The sequence below is a fragment of the Vibrio sp. T9 genome, assembly GCF_003123985.1.
GTDB classification, from domain to species: domain Bacteria; phylum Pseudomonadota; class Gammaproteobacteria; order Enterobacterales; family Vibrionaceae; genus Vibrio; species Vibrio diabolicus.
The window spans coordinates 82,049-96,528 of the sequence record NZ_NIGY01000004.1 but is presented as its reverse complement, the minus strand read 5'-3'; the positions used below and the strand labels follow the sequence as shown (position 1 = coordinate 96,528).

The following is a 14,480-nucleotide window of genomic DNA, read 5'->3' as shown; positions in this document are numbered from 1 at the left end:
TTGGTTTTTACCAGTTACTTTTCGCTCGGGCGTTGCAGGTGTTCTGCAAGCACTTTAGTAAACCTTGCTGCTTCACCACCAGTACAAGCGCGATGATCAAACGTTACGGATAGCGGCATTGCTTTCACCGAAATTGCTTGACCATTTCTTATCACCACTCGGTCGAGTATTCGACCAGCACCAACAATAGCGACTTGCGGAGGTGTGACGACAGGTGTCGCGTAAATGCCGGCAATCGCTCCGAAGTTGGAAAGCGTAATCGTCGCGTGCTGTAATTGCTCTCGACCGATCTTTCTCTCTCTGACCCCTTCAACAGTTTGATCGAGCCAACGACGAACATCTTGTGGCTCGTATTCATCTGCGTGGCGCAATACGGGTACGTACAAGCCATGACGGCTATCTACAGCAATACCAAGATTAACCGTATTGTGCACGCAACGCGTCATGGTTTCTGCATCAAACCAAGCATTTAAAGCGGGCTCTTCCTGACACGCATGAACAATCGCTTGAACCAGGCGGATACTGATGTCTTCGTTCGGCAGCCAGTCTTCCAGCAACGCTTCTTCTGTAATGGTCACGGCAGCAACGTGCTCGTGTGACTCAGTCATCGACGACACCATGGTGCGTCGAGCGCCTTTCAATACTTCGGTGCCCGGACGCTGTTTTCCGGCTTCGTCGTAAATATCGGCATCAACGATAAGACCGTTTGGACCACTGCCTGACACGAGATTAAGATCTACCCCAAGTTTTTGTGCCAATAGACGAGCCGACGGTAGAGCAGTAACTAGATTACTCTCAGTCGTGTTGTGATTGCCTCCAATCCAGAAGTCATCGACGTTAACGTGATGCGCTTGATGAGAAACATTGCCGACAACGGTCGCGGCGTCAGCAGTCTCTTTTTTCTCTACCGTAGCCCCGCGCTCTGCGCCAGTTTCGTCAATTTCGAGTAGCAATGCGCCAATATTGACGATATCACCTTCTTCCCCATGGCGGCTGACTACACGGCCCGAGTAGGGGGCGGGAACGTCGACCGTCGCTTTTGCTGTCTCGACAGTTAAGATCACTTGATCCAACTTAACCATGTCACCGACATTAACGTGCCATTTTACAATTTCTGATTCAGCAAGGCCTTCGCCGAGATCGGGTAAGTTAAACGTCTTCATTTCCAATCCTCCACGAGTTCGCGCGCTGCGGTCACAATGTCTTCTTCCTGAACCATGAAATAATCTTCGTTACGGTAATAAGGCATAATGGTATCCATTCCAGTTACTCGTTTAGGTGGGGCTTTTAGTAAGCACATGGCGTGTTCGGCTGTTCGAGCTAAAAGCTCAGAGCCCACACCACAAGTTTTACTCGCTTCATGAACAACGAGTAAACGTCCGGTTTTTTCTAGTGAGCTGAAAATCGTTGCGGTATCAATTGGCTTAATGCTCGCCAAATCAATCACCTCGACTTCAATTCCTTGACTAGATAAGGTCTGTGCGGCTTGAAGTGACTCTACGACGCATGCGCCCCAAGTAACAAGCGTGATATCTCGCCCCTTACGTAAGGTGAAGCAGGTGTCGAGTGGAAGTGCTTCGCCATTATCAACGACTTCAGATTTTACGGTTCGATAAATGCGTTTCGGTTCGAAGAACATGACAGGATCATTACTTCGAATCGCGGCGAGAAGCAGGCCGTATGCGCGTTGAGGTGAAGAAGGAATCACTACTTTAAAGCCAGCAGTGTGCGCAAATAGCGCCTCTACACTTTCTGAGTGGTGCTCTGGAGCGTGAATACCGCCACCAAATGGCGCACGAAAAACCGCGGGGCAAGTGAGGCGACCGCGAGTTCGGTTACGCATGCGTGCCGCGTGGCACATTAAGTGCTCCATTGCAGGAAAAACGAAACCTTGAAATTGAAATTCGGCGACAGGTCGTAATCCTTGCGTTGCCATACCGACCGCAACACCGCCGATTAACGCTTCAGCGAGTGGCGTATCGATCACTCGTTTGAGACCAAACTCTTGTTTGAGCCCTACGGTGGCACGGAATACGCCACCATTATCACCTACGTCCTCACCTAACACGACAACATTTTGGTCTTGTTGCATTTCGTGGTGCAGAGCGAGGTTTACTGCTTCAACTAACGTTAGCTCAGCCATGTTTGCCTCCCTGCATTCGCATTGCTTTGTTGATGAGTTCATCTCTTTGAGCGTGAAGCTCTTGGGGAAGCGATTCATACAAATAATCGAACCCAGTTTCAGGTGCTTGTGACGGTAAGCTGAGGTAGCGCTCAACTGCCAGTTCCACTTGTTCCTTGCAGTATTCTAGCCAATGTTGCTCTTGTTCATCGCTCCAAGCACCTTGATTAAGGAGATACGTTTTAAGACGTGCTATAGGTTCGTATTGCCATGCGGTTTGAACATCGTCCTCTTTACGATAACGAGTCGCATCATCGGCCGTAGTGTGGTCACTTAATCGGTAACTGACCGCTTCGATGAGTGTTGCGCCTTTCCCTTTTCTCGCTCTCTCAAGTGCGGTCTTAGTTGCATCATAAACGGCGACGACATCGTTACCATCTACCGTAATGCCCGGTATACCAGCGCCTTGCGCTTTTTCTGATAAGAAATCGGCAGCACATTGAAGGCTACGCGGCACTGAAATTGCCCACTGGTTGTTATTCACAACGAAAACAAGTGGAATATTCCAAGCACCCGCACAGTTTATTGACTCTAGAAAATCCCCTTTGGATGTACCGCCATCGCCACACATGACTAGCGCAGCTTCATGGTTACCTTGAATTTTCAATGCGGAAGCCACCCCGACAGCGTGCGTACATTGCGTCGCAATGGGGACGCAGAATGGAAGATCTCGGCTAGGAACTGGGCTGCCCTCAGGAGCAAAATCACTACCGCGCTCATCACCGCCCCAGTATTGAAGATTCTTCTCCATGCCAATACGACGACACCACATTGCAGGCATATCGCGATAGTAAGGGACAAATACATCATCGGCTTTCAGCGCTCTGCCGACCGCAATGCCGATGGCTTCAGCACCTAGGTGCGAAGGGTAGGTCCCTAACTTGCCGGTGCGTTGCAACGCAACGGCTTTGTTGTCGTAAGTACGAGTTAATACCATGTCTCGGTAAAACCCGACCAAAGTTTCAGTGTCAGCCCAGTTGGGTAGTTGGCCGACTAGGTCCCCATGATGGTCGATAAACCGATGCATGGGTAATGCCTGAACGTTCATCTCAAGCTCCTTTTGACGCTGCGTGTCTTTTGGACTGCAGCTGTTCATATCAAACCAGAGTTTGTATGGGTACTCAAACTCTGATATCAGCGCAAAGGCCATACCTAAGGTTGCTTGTGTTTTCTATAGCTGTAGGCATCTGTACGTCCTTTAAACTATTTTTCGATAACACCGCTGCGGCTATTTCATCGCAAGACACAGAGAAACATTTTTTCTGCATCTAACCCTCTAACTAAATCGTGGTATAGCCAGATACAATAAGTGTAAACAAATTGTTAAATTGTGCTTCATTTTGACTTTTGACCAGTAGTAAAGTTTTGCTTACACCCTGATTTGGCAGAGTAATATGCTGTTATTTTGTTGGTGGTATTTTTAAATTCGAATTTAATTACCGGTTAATGAAACATATTTGCAACAAAATTTGGCTGTAAAATTTGACAAAGTGAGTCATTATTAATGAATCAACTCAAGTAGTTGTTATGTGTTGTATTGAGATTTTTTGTTGTGCCCGAAACTCCGGCCTTATGAGAATACATAACTTCTTCCCAACAGAGTGGAATCAAGGTAGGGTGACGGCATTACAAATGTATACCCTCGGCGGTCCTTGAGCTTATCAGCAGTAGATGGCGCTCAAGTCGAAGTGATTATGGAGAAATTATGTATCACGCTCATGTTTATTTTCCTTTAAGAGAACAAGATAAAGCGCAAGCCTTGAACGAGATCATCCGTCAAGAGCGTCAAGATGTGCTGCGTGTGTTTCCTTTGGTTGGAAGATTGGTTGGCCCACATAAAATGCCGATGTTTGAAATTCATCTAGAGTCATTGAGTGAAGAGTTTTTGGCTTGGCTCGATACAATTCGAGGTGATTTTTCTGTGCTTATCCATCCTGTGAGTGAAGAAGAGTTGCTCGATCATACGGAACGCGCGATTTGGCTGGGTAGAGAGATTGGTGTATTTGAAGAGAAGCTAGAGAAATAGCTGTTCCTCCCGCATGTATGACCGCTTTGAATGCTTCTCCCCTCATCGCGGTCACCGTAGCAAGTTAGCGTTTTCATGTTCGTTAATAAGTCGCGATTTCCTTTTCTCCATTCTGCAGGCCCTGTTTTTGTGTGCTAAACCTACAAGTAGGTTTTTGAGCTTAAACATCAAGTGAGACCATGTTTCTGTTTAGCATGTCGTTAAATAAGTTTTGGCAGCAATAAAATAATAAGTTCAGATAAATGAAATAGGTATCGCAGGGAAGTGCAGTTTACGACCCCAACGCCATTGGCAGTGGAGCCGATAATTTCTGAGGGGGAAGGGTATGTTTTCGATACTCTTGGTCATACTTTCACTGTATATATTTTGGTTGTTGTTTCGCAACGGACCTGCATTCGCCGAGCGCGTCGCTCATCAAAAACGTAACTGGGTTGGACCTACCGCCAACAAAGAAGAATGGCGAGGATATTGTACGGATGTATTTCAGCCGTTCAGCTCTCAAACGACTTTTTACGCCATCGCTTATTTTGCGAATTATATTGCAGCAGCAAATGCGATATCTTGGTCAACAGTATATGAAGGGGATTACCCGATCATCATAAGCCGATTTGGTAGCTACTTTATTTTAAATACTCACGATTCACTAGTGGTTGCAGGGTTTATTGCGCTTGCTTTCTTTATCATCAATTGGCAGCTTGCCATGCACTGTTCTGGTATTCTTAGTCAGTATCTAGTGCGGATTCTTATTATCAATCGAACTCGCTTTGTTGCGATTAGCTTAGTGTTTTGCAGTTACTTTGCGTATCTCTTGACTGTTGGTATTTTCTGGTTGTTCCATGACGGTTATTCGATCTGGCACGGGTTAACGCTTACTCCTGTATTCTTATTATTAGCGTTATTGGTTGCGGTTGTTTTGCCATCTATGAAAAAAGAGAGCAATAAACCTTAGATAGACTTGCCACGTTAAATTACACACGATTTTAGGATAGTAATTCCTATGCCATTAAGTTAGCATTGCCGGCTTTTTAACGGTCTACAGGCCCTTATTAGTGGGAGGAACTATGTTTATCGGCTTTGACTATGGCACTGCAAACTGTTCAGTGGCAAAAATGGAATCGGGTGAGCCAGTAATGCTTAACCTAGAAGGGAACAGTCCATTTATTCCTTCCACCCTTGCTGCACCGACTCGTGAATCGGTATCCGAGCACTTATTTCGCCATCGAGATATTAAACCATTAGATCAAGTTGGTGAGCAGGTTTTACGCCGGGCAATCAATTTAAACCGAGAAGAAAGTATTGATCTCGAATCTGACGACATTGCATTTGGTCAGGCGGCGCTTAATCTTTATTTGGAAGATCCTCGTGATATCTATTACGTAAAGTCGCCGAAGTCTTTTCTTGGCGCTTCTGGTTTGCGTGACGTGCAATTGGCTTTCTTCGAAGATCTTGTCTGCGCGATGATGGACAATATTAAGTCGCAAGCCGAAAACGATGCGCAGCAAAGTATTACCGATGCTGTTATCGGCCGGCCAATTAACTTCCATGGGCGTGGCGGTGAAACGGCTAACATTCAGGCTGAAAGTATTTTGTTGCGGGCAGCGAAACGTGCGGGCTTCCAAAATGTGGAGTTTCAGTTTGAGCCTGTCGCGGCGGGCCTAGAGTATGAAGCGACACTCAGCGAAGACAAAACCATTCTAGTGGTCGATATTGGCGGTGGTACAACGGACTGCTCGTTGATTCAAATGGGGCCGTCTTGGCGTGGCAAAGCGGATAGGACCGCAAGCTTGTTAGCTCATAGTGGCCAGCGCGTCGGCGGGAATGATCTTGATATCGCGTTAGCATTTAAGCAGCTCATGTTCCCGTTTGGCATGGAAAGCAAAATGGAGTCAGGTATTGTGATGCCGACCACCCAATTCTGGAACCCGATAGCAATCAACAATGTAGAAGCGCAGAGTGATTTCTATTCGCGAGAGAACCTATCCGCGTTGAAGTTGCTTCAAAAGCAGGCTCAAGAGCCAGAAAAGCTTGCTCGTTTGCTAGAGGTGTATCATGAGTCTTTAGGCTACAACATCGTTCGCCGTGCCGAAGAAGCGAAAGTGGCGCTTTCAGAGCAAGCATCTTACCGAACTGGCATCAACTTACTGTCAGAACTGATTGAAGTCGATGTGCAACGAGACGAAATGATCGAAGCGATTCAGTCGCCGAAGAATAAAATGACGGCGTTGGTGACAGAAGCGGTAGAGCAAGCTGGGGTGAAACCCGATGCTATCTTTATGACTGGTGGTTCGGCACGCTCGCCAATTTTGCGCGATGCGGTGCAAACTGTACTGCCAAATATTCCGGTTGTCAGTGGAAATTATTTTGGCTCGGTCACTGCTGGCCTAGCTCGTTGGGCTGAGGTCTGTTTCAAGTAGAAAGAAAACTAATTGCGCTATGGGCATTGTTACCAAATTTATGACTTCGCTTAGGCTTATCAAATGATGGTTGGAAGACTTCGCTGAGAGATTGAGTTTCATGCGAGTAGGGAACCTTGTTAGGGTTCTTAAATCTTTCAATGTCATTCTGAACAATGAGGGACGAGCGTGATTCAGATCTATTGTCCGAGCATGCTGTTATGTATATGACTTCGTCTCGCTAAGCGCAACTCGCTGCCATTATTCTGAAGAATCGGGTTATGATCTATCGGAATAATGATTTTTACTAAGCTGAAATAAAAATGCCCGCTAAATCAGCGGGCATTTTTGTTTACGTCATTAATGGTGCATGTGTTTTTCCATGTGACCTTGTTTTTCAACCGCCATTTCTACTTCCACTTTACCCGCGTTTTTGAATGTTAACGTCATAGGGAAGCGGTCACCTTCTTTGAGCGCTTGTGTTGGATTGAAAATCATTAAATGGAAGCTGCCTGGCTTAAACAACACTGAGTCATTGGCTGGAACGCGCACTTCGTCAATCTTAATCATTTTCATCACACCATCTTCTTTCTTATGCGTGTGAATTTCGACATGTCCTGCGATTGGGCTTTCTGCTGCGATCAATGCATCTTCACTATCACCGTGGTTGGTTAATTGAAAAAAACCACCGATAACAGGTGCGTTTGGTGGCGCTTCGCGGCTCCATGGATGATCGATATGAATTTTCCCTGCTTCATAATCGTGCGCTAAACTCAGCGGGCTAGCGATGACAGCAATAAGCGCGATAGCGGCGGTTTTAAATGATTTAAGCATGTGTTTTTCCTTTTGAATGAATAGCTTTTCTGAATGGACAACAAACAGAGTCATCGTTATTTTTGAATAAAGTTGTTAATGATTAGATGCCTGTTAGGCAGGAAAAACACTCGGCGGAGAGTGCTTAGGCGCGATGTGTTTGTAAACGAGCTTATCGCATTTTGAAAATCGGTAAGGCGTCAGAGCTTTCTTGACTCGGCGCTGCCAATGGATGGTAGTCAGGTATAGCCCAATCGCAACCAAAAGAAAGAATTGAACCGCTTGAAGAAGCGGACACTCAAACTGAAAGCCCTCATGTAAATTAAGATCTTGAATGAGCGTAGAAGAAGGTTGAGCGTTAGCTTCAATCAGCGTATTGATATCCACCCATTTGAAACCATCTGCGGTACACAGTAAGACCTTTTCACTTTGAACTTTGTTAAGCCAGGTTGTGTTGTGAACTTGTGTTGGGTTAAGAGTCGCTGTGGACGCTAAATACAACTGAAACAACACCGCGATAATAACCGCAATAGCGTGCAAGCGATGGTGTTTATGCTGTATTAGAGTGTTTTCCATACAATTGAGTGCTTATCTTCTTCGGCGCGGGATACTAACAAATTAACCAAACAATGTAATTATCAGTTTACTAAAAGGTGATGCAAGTGTGCATTATTTGTTTTATTGCCTATTTTTAACGCTTTAATAGCTTGGCTCTTTACGATTTAAAGCAACGTGTTACGGCAGATGGCATGTTTTGATTAGGCTTGCATTCATAACCTCCAATTCAGCTTGTCTGTCTTGCCTAGTCGCTTTTGAAGATACTGAATTAATCTCTCTTATATGTCACTGAAACTTCGGTTAGTGGGTGCCGAAGTGGTGTTTTTACGTGCTAGATTTGGCTGATATCGATTCAAAATGCACACCGAATCTTCACTTGTTTTCCATTAACGGAATTATGACAGTAATTTAATAAAGGATACGGTATTCTGCGCTCCTTTGTACATGCCAGAACGTCCGTCCTACTTAGTCGGAGGGGCGATTAATCTTAAGAAATTTCTCAAATGAAATACGAACAACAGATTGGATATCGATACCCTAAAGGTCGATTTGCCATGGTGAGTGTATACGCATTCACTGGTGCTGCGATTTTAGCATCGACTATTTTTTCTCTATTGCTGTTTTTGTCGATCGACGAAAACCCGATGATGCAAACCTTATTTGGTGGTTTAGCGATTATTTTTGAAGCGGGTAAGTTCTACGCTTGGTATGAATACGGTGAGCGCCGAGCCCATCGCAACTATACAGGGGCGGCAACCGCTCTCGTGTTTTATTTAGTCTTAGCTGCGATCTCCATTGGCGGTAGTATTGGTGGCATTAACAGTGCAACAAACAGCGCACAAAGTCATATTTCGGTAGAGCAGGCGAAAGTGGAAGCGTTTAATCGCCAAATTGCGGCAATCGATAAACAGATTGAGCTCAACAATATGGCAGCGCAGAAATACATCGAGATGGAGCGTATCGCGACCGGTGTAACTCGCATTCAGGAGCAAAACAAAACCTTACGCGAAGAGCAGCAACGCTTGGCTATGGAACGTGATAGTTTGCCACCGGTCACGCAAGGCTCAGTGATTGGTTTGATTGATAGCCTAGCCAACGCATTTGGTACCACCTCTCAGCAAGCTCAGCTTGGCTTGGTTGTATTTCTTTCGATTCTGTTGGATTTCTTTGCTGCATTTTTTGTCGGCCTGATTGGTGAAGAGCAACGGTTCAGACATTTCTATCGCCGAAATGAGGGCATGATACTGAAAACGGTTCGCGATATCGATCCAGAGCCAGCGGGATATCTTCCTCATATCAAAGAGGAGGAAGAGCAAGAAATACCAGTAACGCCGGAGCCTGAAGAGCCAAAAGAACCGAAAACTCTGTTAGAGCAAGTTAGCGATGCACTTAAAACGCATCAAATTACGTGCACAAAAAAAGCCGTTGCCAAACAATTTAGGCTATCTGCGGAAGAGGTAGACAAGGTGTTTGAGGAATTGGCAGAGCTCGGTTTAGTGGGTAAAAAAGCCAACCACCATTATCATTGGATAGGTCAGACAGAGACAGCATAATTGGTTATCAATTAGAGATCGGAAAGAGCGTCAATCGGCGCTCTTTTTTACTGTAAGGTTTCGCTACTAAAGTGAGCCAAAAGAAGAGAGAGGATTTAAAAAATAGAAAAACAAAAAAGTGCCACCGAAGTGACACTTTTTCTCTAGTGTAGAAGGGATCAGTTGTCGTAAACGTCCAACTCAACTTCACGGGCAATATTTTGGTCGTTGATGATTACACCATCGACTTCGACACGAGCACCATTTAGGTTAAGTTCTTCGATGCCTTGGAAGCGTGTTTGTGCATCAATCACAACGGTAGTGTTGTTTAGCAATTGATTTGCGTCGTTTTCGCAACGCTCGATGTCAAATGTTCTTGCTTCAGCATCGTAGTTTGATACGTATCCTTCACATTCAAATTCTTTACCTTGCCATTGGTTGTTATCGTCAAAGTCTGGTTGCTCAAACTCAATAACGGTAGCGATGCGTTTGCCATTTTTCATGACAGACGTTACTTCCACTTCTTGGCCTTGTTTTAGGTTCGCTTTGCTGCCATCTTCAAATCGTGTTGCGTTATCGATGAAGAATGCACCTCGGTAGTTTAATGAAAACTCACTGTAATCATTTGCAACCCAAGTCACGATGCCTTCCACATCGCTGTCATTGCTTATGACGTCGTAGCCTTCAACTTCTACCTCATTTGCCATGAAGATGCCGTTTTGCATTTCACCTTCTACTTCCACCCATTGGCCGATGCTAAGTTGGCTAATGTTGTCGTAAGATACGGTTATATTTGTACCAAGCTCAAACGTGCTAGCATTTTCATCGATACTAGTAATGCGACCTTCCAGTTCGTAGTAGCTTCCAAGAGTTGGGTAATCGTTATCTACGTCGATTTCGACCACAGACAACACTCGATAACCCGCATCAGCAGTCGGCAAGGATGACACCATCACCCAGTCGTTGACCTCTATATCATCACTTAAACCGTCAAACTGCAGATCTACGCCGTTTACCGTAAATGTTTTCTTCACATAATCAATTGCTGTAACACGTCCTGTAATGGTTGGCTCAAGTGTTACTAAGAAGCCATCGTCAGACGCTTTACGAACACCTGTCCCTACTTGAACCATCATTTTGGGTTCTACATCGGCTAATTGCATTGATGTCTCGCCATAAACCACCCCAGACACATGGTATGTATATCCATTGACGGTTAACGTGTTTTCTTCAGCGTTGACCGCTTCAACAGAGCCAATCGCTACACTTGGTTTCACTACTGGTTGAGTTGGTGTGCTATCGCTATTGCTGCCACCACCTGAACCACCACAACCAGACAATGCCAAACCTACTACAGAAATAAGAGCGAGTTTTTTCATTGTATTAACCTCAATTTACGAGCTAGTTTAGGAAATTGCCTGTATCTTATTGGGCATATCGTGAAGAGATCGTGAAGAAATGTGATTTTTATGAAAATTTTAATTGTAGATGACAACCACAATGTCTCGGAGACGATTGCGGACTATCTTGAGCTTGAAGGCATGATTATCGATTGTGCGTATCATGGTGAGGCCGCACTGAAGCTAATCGAGGATAATCATTACGATGTAATCATCATGGATATCATGATGCCTAAGCTCGATGGCATTAGTGCGGTACAGAAACTTCGACAAGATCAGCTCTGTGGAACGCCAATCCTCTTCCTAACCGCAAAAGGTACGTTAGATGACAAAATCGCGGCATTTAAAGCGGGAGGCGATGACTATTTAATGAAGCCATTTGCGATGGAAGAGCTTAGTTTGCGTGTTCATGCTTTGGCTAATCGCGGTCCAAGGCAAGATATTGGCACGCTCAAGTTTGCGGACATTTGTTTAGATGCGCGCACAGGCAAAGTGACGAGAAAAGACAAAGAAATTAAGCTGAGCCGAATTCAAACCAAGATTTTAAAGTTACTTCTCCAACGTGCTCCAGCATCGGTTTCGCGCACAGAAGTGATCGATAGTGTGTGGGGAGACGAACCACCCGGAAGTGATGCACTTCGTAGCCATATTTATGGTTTAAGAACCGCGTTAGACAAAGGTTTTGAAGAATCACGATTAGAGACTATTCATGGACAAGGTTACCGACTTAAAGCATAACGAATATCCAAGTATTTATCGCAAGATCCGTTGGGGTTTTGGGGTGATGACGCTTGTGATGTTTACTCTTTTTTGGTCGCTGATTTATGTGGCAGAAAACAAACTCGAAGTGCTGAGTTTACATCACTGGCTTGATACTGAAGCTGCGCTTTATAGTGAGAATTTCGAGAAACAGGGCTGGGATGCGCCATTGCCAAACGTATTGGAGTTCAACTCATATTGGAGTGAAGCACCGACACCGGATTGGTTGCTCTCTTTTACTTCGCCCGGTTTTTACGAATATCTGCTTGGTGAAGAAGACAAACACTTTGTCGTATTGAAACATCCCTCAGGGAAGGGGCTTATGTACATTGTGTTTCAAGATGACTCCGATGATTACCTCGACGAATACGAAAGCTCGCTGCATCAGTTTACGCTACTGCTCGGTGGCTTATTTTCATTTGTTATGGTCGGGTATGGCATTTATATGGTGCGAATATTGTCTCGACCACTAGCGCAAATCGAAGACAAAATCAGCCAAATGTCACCGGATCAACCCGCTTTCCAAGTTGAAACCAAGTTCAGCGAGACACGCCAGATAGAGCAAACTTTGCTGGATAATAAAAACGATATCGCGGGCTATTTCAAACGAGAACAAGAATTTAGTCGTTTTGCATCGCATGAGTTGAGAACGCCAATCATGGTGATCAAAGGCTCAACAGACATTCTAACGCGTATTCCAGAACAACCTCGAGTCGCGCAAAAAGCCATCGCGAGGATGCAGTCAGCTTGTGAAGACATGCGCGTACTGACAGAAGCGTTTCTCTTGCTCGGTAAAGAGAAAATAGAGCCTCAGCATTACGGAGAGCATCAGCTTCTTACTTGTCTACAAAAACAACTGGAAGAGCTGGCTCCTTTATTTGCAAAGCAAGATTCGAATTACTCTTTGCACGAACAACATAGTGGTGTCGTGAATGCACCAGAGAGTTTTGTGACCATTGTAATCAACAATCTGATTAAAAATGCCTTTAGCTATAGTGTGGGAGATATTGAGATTGAGTTGGATGGTCATGCTCTTAAGATCCTGAATCGTCACGATGGTAACGAGACGTACAACGCCGGCTACGGTTGTGGGCTTGTTATCGTACAACGCATATGTGAACGGATGGGATGGGCGTTAATACTGGACGATGATGGTGTTCGATTTAGTGCGAAAGTGGAATTCCGTTCCTAGCTTTGTGCGTCTAACCCACAGTCAAACAAGAAAAAACTGGAATTTGAATTAGACTGAAGTTAGTGAAGCGGAAACTCGAGGAACCGTTATGCTCTCTTATCAGGTCAGCCGAAGTATTGAAATTAATAAGAATCAAAGTGAAATTATTGGCTATCTCAAGAACTTCAATAACTGGCCAAGCTGGTCACCATGGATCATTCTTGAACCAAGCTGCGAGCTGACATTCAGTGATAATCAGGGCCACGTTGGGGCTGGTTATCAATGGAATGGTCAGCGTATTGGGACTGGCGCGATTGTACTGGAAAGTACTCAAGAGCATCGATTAGATATGGAGCTGCATTTCTTTCGCCCAATCAAGAGCCATGGAAAGGTGACTCTAGTCGTGACGCCGTCACAAAATGGCTGTTTAGTCGAATGGCAAATGCAATCACGCGTTCCTTGGTATCTGTTCTTTTTGAAAAGTATGTTTAAATCGATGATAGAGATGGATTATCAACGTGGGCTACGCATGCTCAAAAGCAAACTTGAAACCGGGCAAGTGCTCTCAGACTTGGTTGAAATTGGTAATCGAACCCTGCCTCAGGTTCACTACATCGGAATAAAAGGCGAGGCCACCATTCCAGAATTAGGTCCGGTAATAGAAGAACAAGTTCAACAGTTAAAGCAGATAGTTGATGACAAGGGCTTATCTGTGAACGGCGAGTTATTTTGTTATTACCAGTCGATGGATATGCAGAAAGGCACGTTTGAGTTTATCACTTGCTTGCCACTTGATAACGCAGTAACTGCGCCAGAGGGAGCGGTTTCCGGTACCATACCTGAGAGTGAAACATTTGTCGTCGAGCACCGCGGGGAATATCAGTTTTTGGGAAATGCATGGGCTTTAGCGATGAACTTGGTTCGTCAGAGTGGTATGAAAGCCAAAACCAGTCCATTAGGGATTGAGCGCTACTTAGATAACCCGCAAGAAACCACGCAGGATAAACTAAGAACCGAAGTTATTTTATTTAAGAAATGATAGGCGTTGCCGGACACGCTCCCCTAAATATCATGCTAGTTCCGTAGTAATCTACAAAAGAAAAAGAGGGTTTCTGTACCCACCTATAAAAATGCCTCAGCAATTGCCGAGGCATGGTTTTATCAGCCAACTTCTCTTGCTAGAGAATTATTGTGCACGGTACTTACCGCTGTTTAGTTCAATTTTAGAAGCTTTTACCCGGCTGTCTGCGTTTAGATAGTCGCTAATGCTCAGTAGGTCTTGATCTTGAGATGCTTTTAACACCGCAGACTCTCCCTCTGCGAAGACAACTTCCAGCTTTAGCTCTTTGGCGACCGCTTTCGCTTCGTTAGGGTTGTTTACCGTGATGTAAACCAGTCCAGTGGCCTTGGATACATTGCTAAACGCATTCTTAAACACTTCATCACCGGCTTGAAGTTTTACTTCTTCGGATAGGCTCCTAGCTGTACCCGTTTGCACCTTGCGATAATCTTGGCCATTAATCTCAACCGCTTCTGAAGGCACAAACAGTTCAGGTGCGGGTTGTTGAGAGAGTTGTTGCTCAGCGTATGCGCTAGCCGTCATCATAGAAAGAGCCAGCATAGAAAATGATATGTATTTCATGTAA

General features: G+C 45.0%; 14 protein-coding genes. 7 read left to right on the top strand and 7 right to left on the bottom strand.

All coding sequences use genetic code 11. The features are described from left to right. Positions 1-14 precede the first annotated feature (14 nt). From CBX98_RS09290 to pdhA, 3 genes are read right to left on the bottom strand one after another with little or no spacing between them, the layout of a single operon-like run. Positions 15-1,163 carry a dihydrolipoamide acetyltransferase family protein gene (locus CBX98_RS09290; protein WP_172605946.1) on the bottom strand — a complete coding sequence of 383 codons (1,149 nt, stop codon included), beginning with the start codon at positions 1,161-1,163 and terminating at the stop codon, positions 15-17. Next, a complete protein-coding gene (locus CBX98_RS09285; protein ID WP_005395620.1) occupies positions 1,160-2,143 on the bottom strand; it encodes an alpha-ketoacid dehydrogenase subunit beta in 984 nt (327 codons plus the stop codon). Before CBX98_RS09285 ends, CBX98_RS09290 begins: the two co-directional genes overlap by 4 nt. Beyond that, entirely contained in the window at positions 2,136-3,230 is a 1,095-nt protein-coding gene (pdhA, locus tag CBX98_RS09280; protein WP_109169195.1) for a pyruvate dehydrogenase (acetyl-transferring) E1 component subunit alpha, read from the bottom strand. The genes CBX98_RS09285 and pdhA overlap by 8 nt, the downstream gene beginning before the upstream one ends. Before the next feature lie 657 nt (positions 3,231-3,887). Here pdhA and CBX98_RS09275 point away from each other — a divergent pair. From CBX98_RS09275 to yegD, 3 genes are all read left to right on the top strand, one after another. Next, on the top strand, positions 3,888-4,208 hold the full coding sequence (locus CBX98_RS09275; protein WP_005375836.1) for a DOPA 4,5-dioxygenase family protein: 321 nt from the start codon (positions 3,888-3,890) through the stop codon (positions 4,206-4,208). A gap of 325 nt (positions 4,209-4,533) precedes the next feature. Continuing rightward, the gene (locus CBX98_RS09270; RefSeq protein ID WP_005395624.1) at positions 4,534-5,157 is read left to right on the top strand and encodes a hypothetical protein; all 624 of its coding nucleotides are present in this window, start codon (positions 4,534-4,536) and stop codon (positions 5,155-5,157) included. Between the two features lie 112 nt (positions 5,158-5,269). After that, complete coding sequence (gene yegD, locus CBX98_RS09265; RefSeq protein ID WP_109169047.1) at positions 5,270-6,622, top strand: molecular chaperone; 1,353 nt, start codon at positions 5,270-5,272, stop codon at positions 6,620-6,622. Between the two features lie 339 nt (positions 6,623-6,961). On the opposite strand, the gene CBX98_RS09260 is transcribed toward yegD, so the two are convergent. Together CBX98_RS09260 and CBX98_RS09255 are read right to left on the bottom strand one after the other, a co-directional pair. After that, positions 6,962-7,435: a copper chaperone PCu(A)C gene (locus CBX98_RS09260; protein WP_005395626.1), complete on the bottom strand. Its 474-nt coding sequence runs from the start codon at positions 7,433-7,435 to the stop codon at positions 6,962-6,964. A 93-nt stretch (positions 7,436-7,528) separates the two neighbouring features. Next, a complete protein-coding gene (locus tag CBX98_RS09255) occupies positions 7,529-7,990 on the bottom strand; it encodes a hypothetical protein (protein ID WP_074189701.1) in 462 nt (153 codons plus the stop codon). A gap of 485 nt (positions 7,991-8,475) precedes the next feature. Between CBX98_RS09255 and CBX98_RS09250 the strand changes: the two genes are divergently transcribed. Continuing rightward, a complete protein-coding gene (locus CBX98_RS09250; RefSeq protein ID WP_065646682.1) occupies positions 8,476-9,525 on the top strand; it encodes a Preprotein translocase subunit SecY in 1,050 nt (349 codons plus the stop codon). Between the two features lie 158 nt (positions 9,526-9,683). Here CBX98_RS09250 and CBX98_RS09245 read toward each other — a convergent pair whose 3' ends face one another. Further along, entirely contained in the window at positions 9,684-10,883 is a 1,200-nt protein-coding gene (locus CBX98_RS09245) for a DUF5666 domain-containing protein (protein ID WP_109169046.1), read from the bottom strand. Positions 10,884-10,973: 90 nt separating this feature from the next. On the opposite strand from CBX98_RS09245, the gene CBX98_RS09240 reads away from it, so the two are divergent. The 3 genes from CBX98_RS09240 to CBX98_RS09230 all read left to right on the top strand — a co-directional run bounded on the left by CBX98_RS09240 (position 10,974) and on the right by CBX98_RS09230 (position 13,873). After that, a complete protein-coding gene (locus tag CBX98_RS09240) occupies positions 10,974-11,642 on the top strand; it encodes a response regulator transcription factor (RefSeq protein WP_109169045.1) in 669 nt (222 codons plus the stop codon). Continuing rightward, complete coding sequence (locus CBX98_RS09235) at positions 11,614-12,855, top strand: HAMP domain-containing sensor histidine kinase (protein WP_109169044.1); 1,242 nt, start codon at positions 11,614-11,616, stop codon at positions 12,853-12,855. Before CBX98_RS09240 ends, CBX98_RS09235 begins: the two co-directional genes overlap by 29 nt. Before the next feature lie 88 nt (positions 12,856-12,943). Beyond that, the gene (locus CBX98_RS09230; RefSeq protein ID WP_046875332.1) at positions 12,944-13,873 is read left to right on the top strand and encodes an SRPBCC family protein; all 930 of its coding nucleotides are present in this window, start codon (positions 12,944-12,946) and stop codon (positions 13,871-13,873) included. Positions 13,874-14,020: 147 nt separating this feature from the next. On the opposite strand, the gene CBX98_RS09225 is transcribed toward CBX98_RS09230, so the two are convergent. Beyond that, positions 14,021-14,476: a hypothetical protein gene (locus CBX98_RS09225; RefSeq protein WP_012842506.1), complete on the bottom strand. Its 456-nt coding sequence runs from the start codon at positions 14,474-14,476 to the stop codon at positions 14,021-14,023. Positions 14,477-14,480 lie beyond the last annotated feature (4 nt).

Excerpts from the sequence above, each read along its gene's own strand:
- CBX98_RS09290 (WP_172605946.1), bottom strand. The coding sequence starts at position 1,163 with ATGAAGACGTTTAACTTACCCGATCTCGGCGAAGGCCTTGCTGAATCA.
- CBX98_RS09285 (WP_005395620.1), bottom strand. The coding sequence starts at position 2,143 with ATGGCTGAGCTAACGTTAGTTGAAGCAGTAAACCTCGCTCTGCACCAC.
- pdhA (WP_109169195.1), bottom strand. The coding sequence starts at position 3,230 with ATGAACGTTCAGGCATTACCCATGCATCGGTTTATCGACCATCATGGG.
- CBX98_RS09275 (WP_005375836.1), top strand. The coding sequence starts at position 3,888 with ATGTATCACGCTCATGTTTATTTTCCTTTAAGAGAACAAGATAAAGCG.
- CBX98_RS09270 (WP_005395624.1), top strand. The coding sequence starts at position 4,534 with ATGTTTTCGATACTCTTGGTCATACTTTCACTGTATATATTTTGGTTG.
- yegD (WP_109169047.1), top strand. The coding sequence starts at position 5,270 with ATGTTTATCGGCTTTGACTATGGCACTGCAAACTGTTCAGTGGCAAAA.
- CBX98_RS09260 (WP_005395626.1), bottom strand. The coding sequence starts at position 7,435 with ATGCTTAAATCATTTAAAACCGCCGCTATCGCGCTTATTGCTGTCATC.
- CBX98_RS09255 (WP_074189701.1), bottom strand. The coding sequence starts at position 7,990 with ATGGAAAACACTCTAATACAGCATAAACACCATCGCTTGCACGCTATT.
- CBX98_RS09250 (WP_065646682.1), top strand. The coding sequence starts at position 8,476 with ATGAAATACGAACAACAGATTGGATATCGATACCCTAAAGGTCGATTT.
- CBX98_RS09245 (WP_109169046.1), bottom strand. The coding sequence starts at position 10,883 with ATGAAAAAACTCGCTCTTATTTCTGTAGTAGGTTTGGCATTGTCTGGT.
- CBX98_RS09240 (WP_109169045.1), top strand. The coding sequence starts at position 10,974 with ATGAAAATTTTAATTGTAGATGACAACCACAATGTCTCGGAGACGATT.
- CBX98_RS09235 (WP_109169044.1), top strand. The coding sequence starts at position 11,614 with ATGGACAAGGTTACCGACTTAAAGCATAACGAATATCCAAGTATTTAT.
- CBX98_RS09230 (WP_046875332.1), top strand. The coding sequence starts at position 12,944 with ATGCTCTCTTATCAGGTCAGCCGAAGTATTGAAATTAATAAGAATCAA.
- CBX98_RS09225 (WP_012842506.1), bottom strand. The coding sequence starts at position 14,476 with ATGAAATACATATCATTTTCTATGCTGGCTCTTTCTATGATGACGGCT.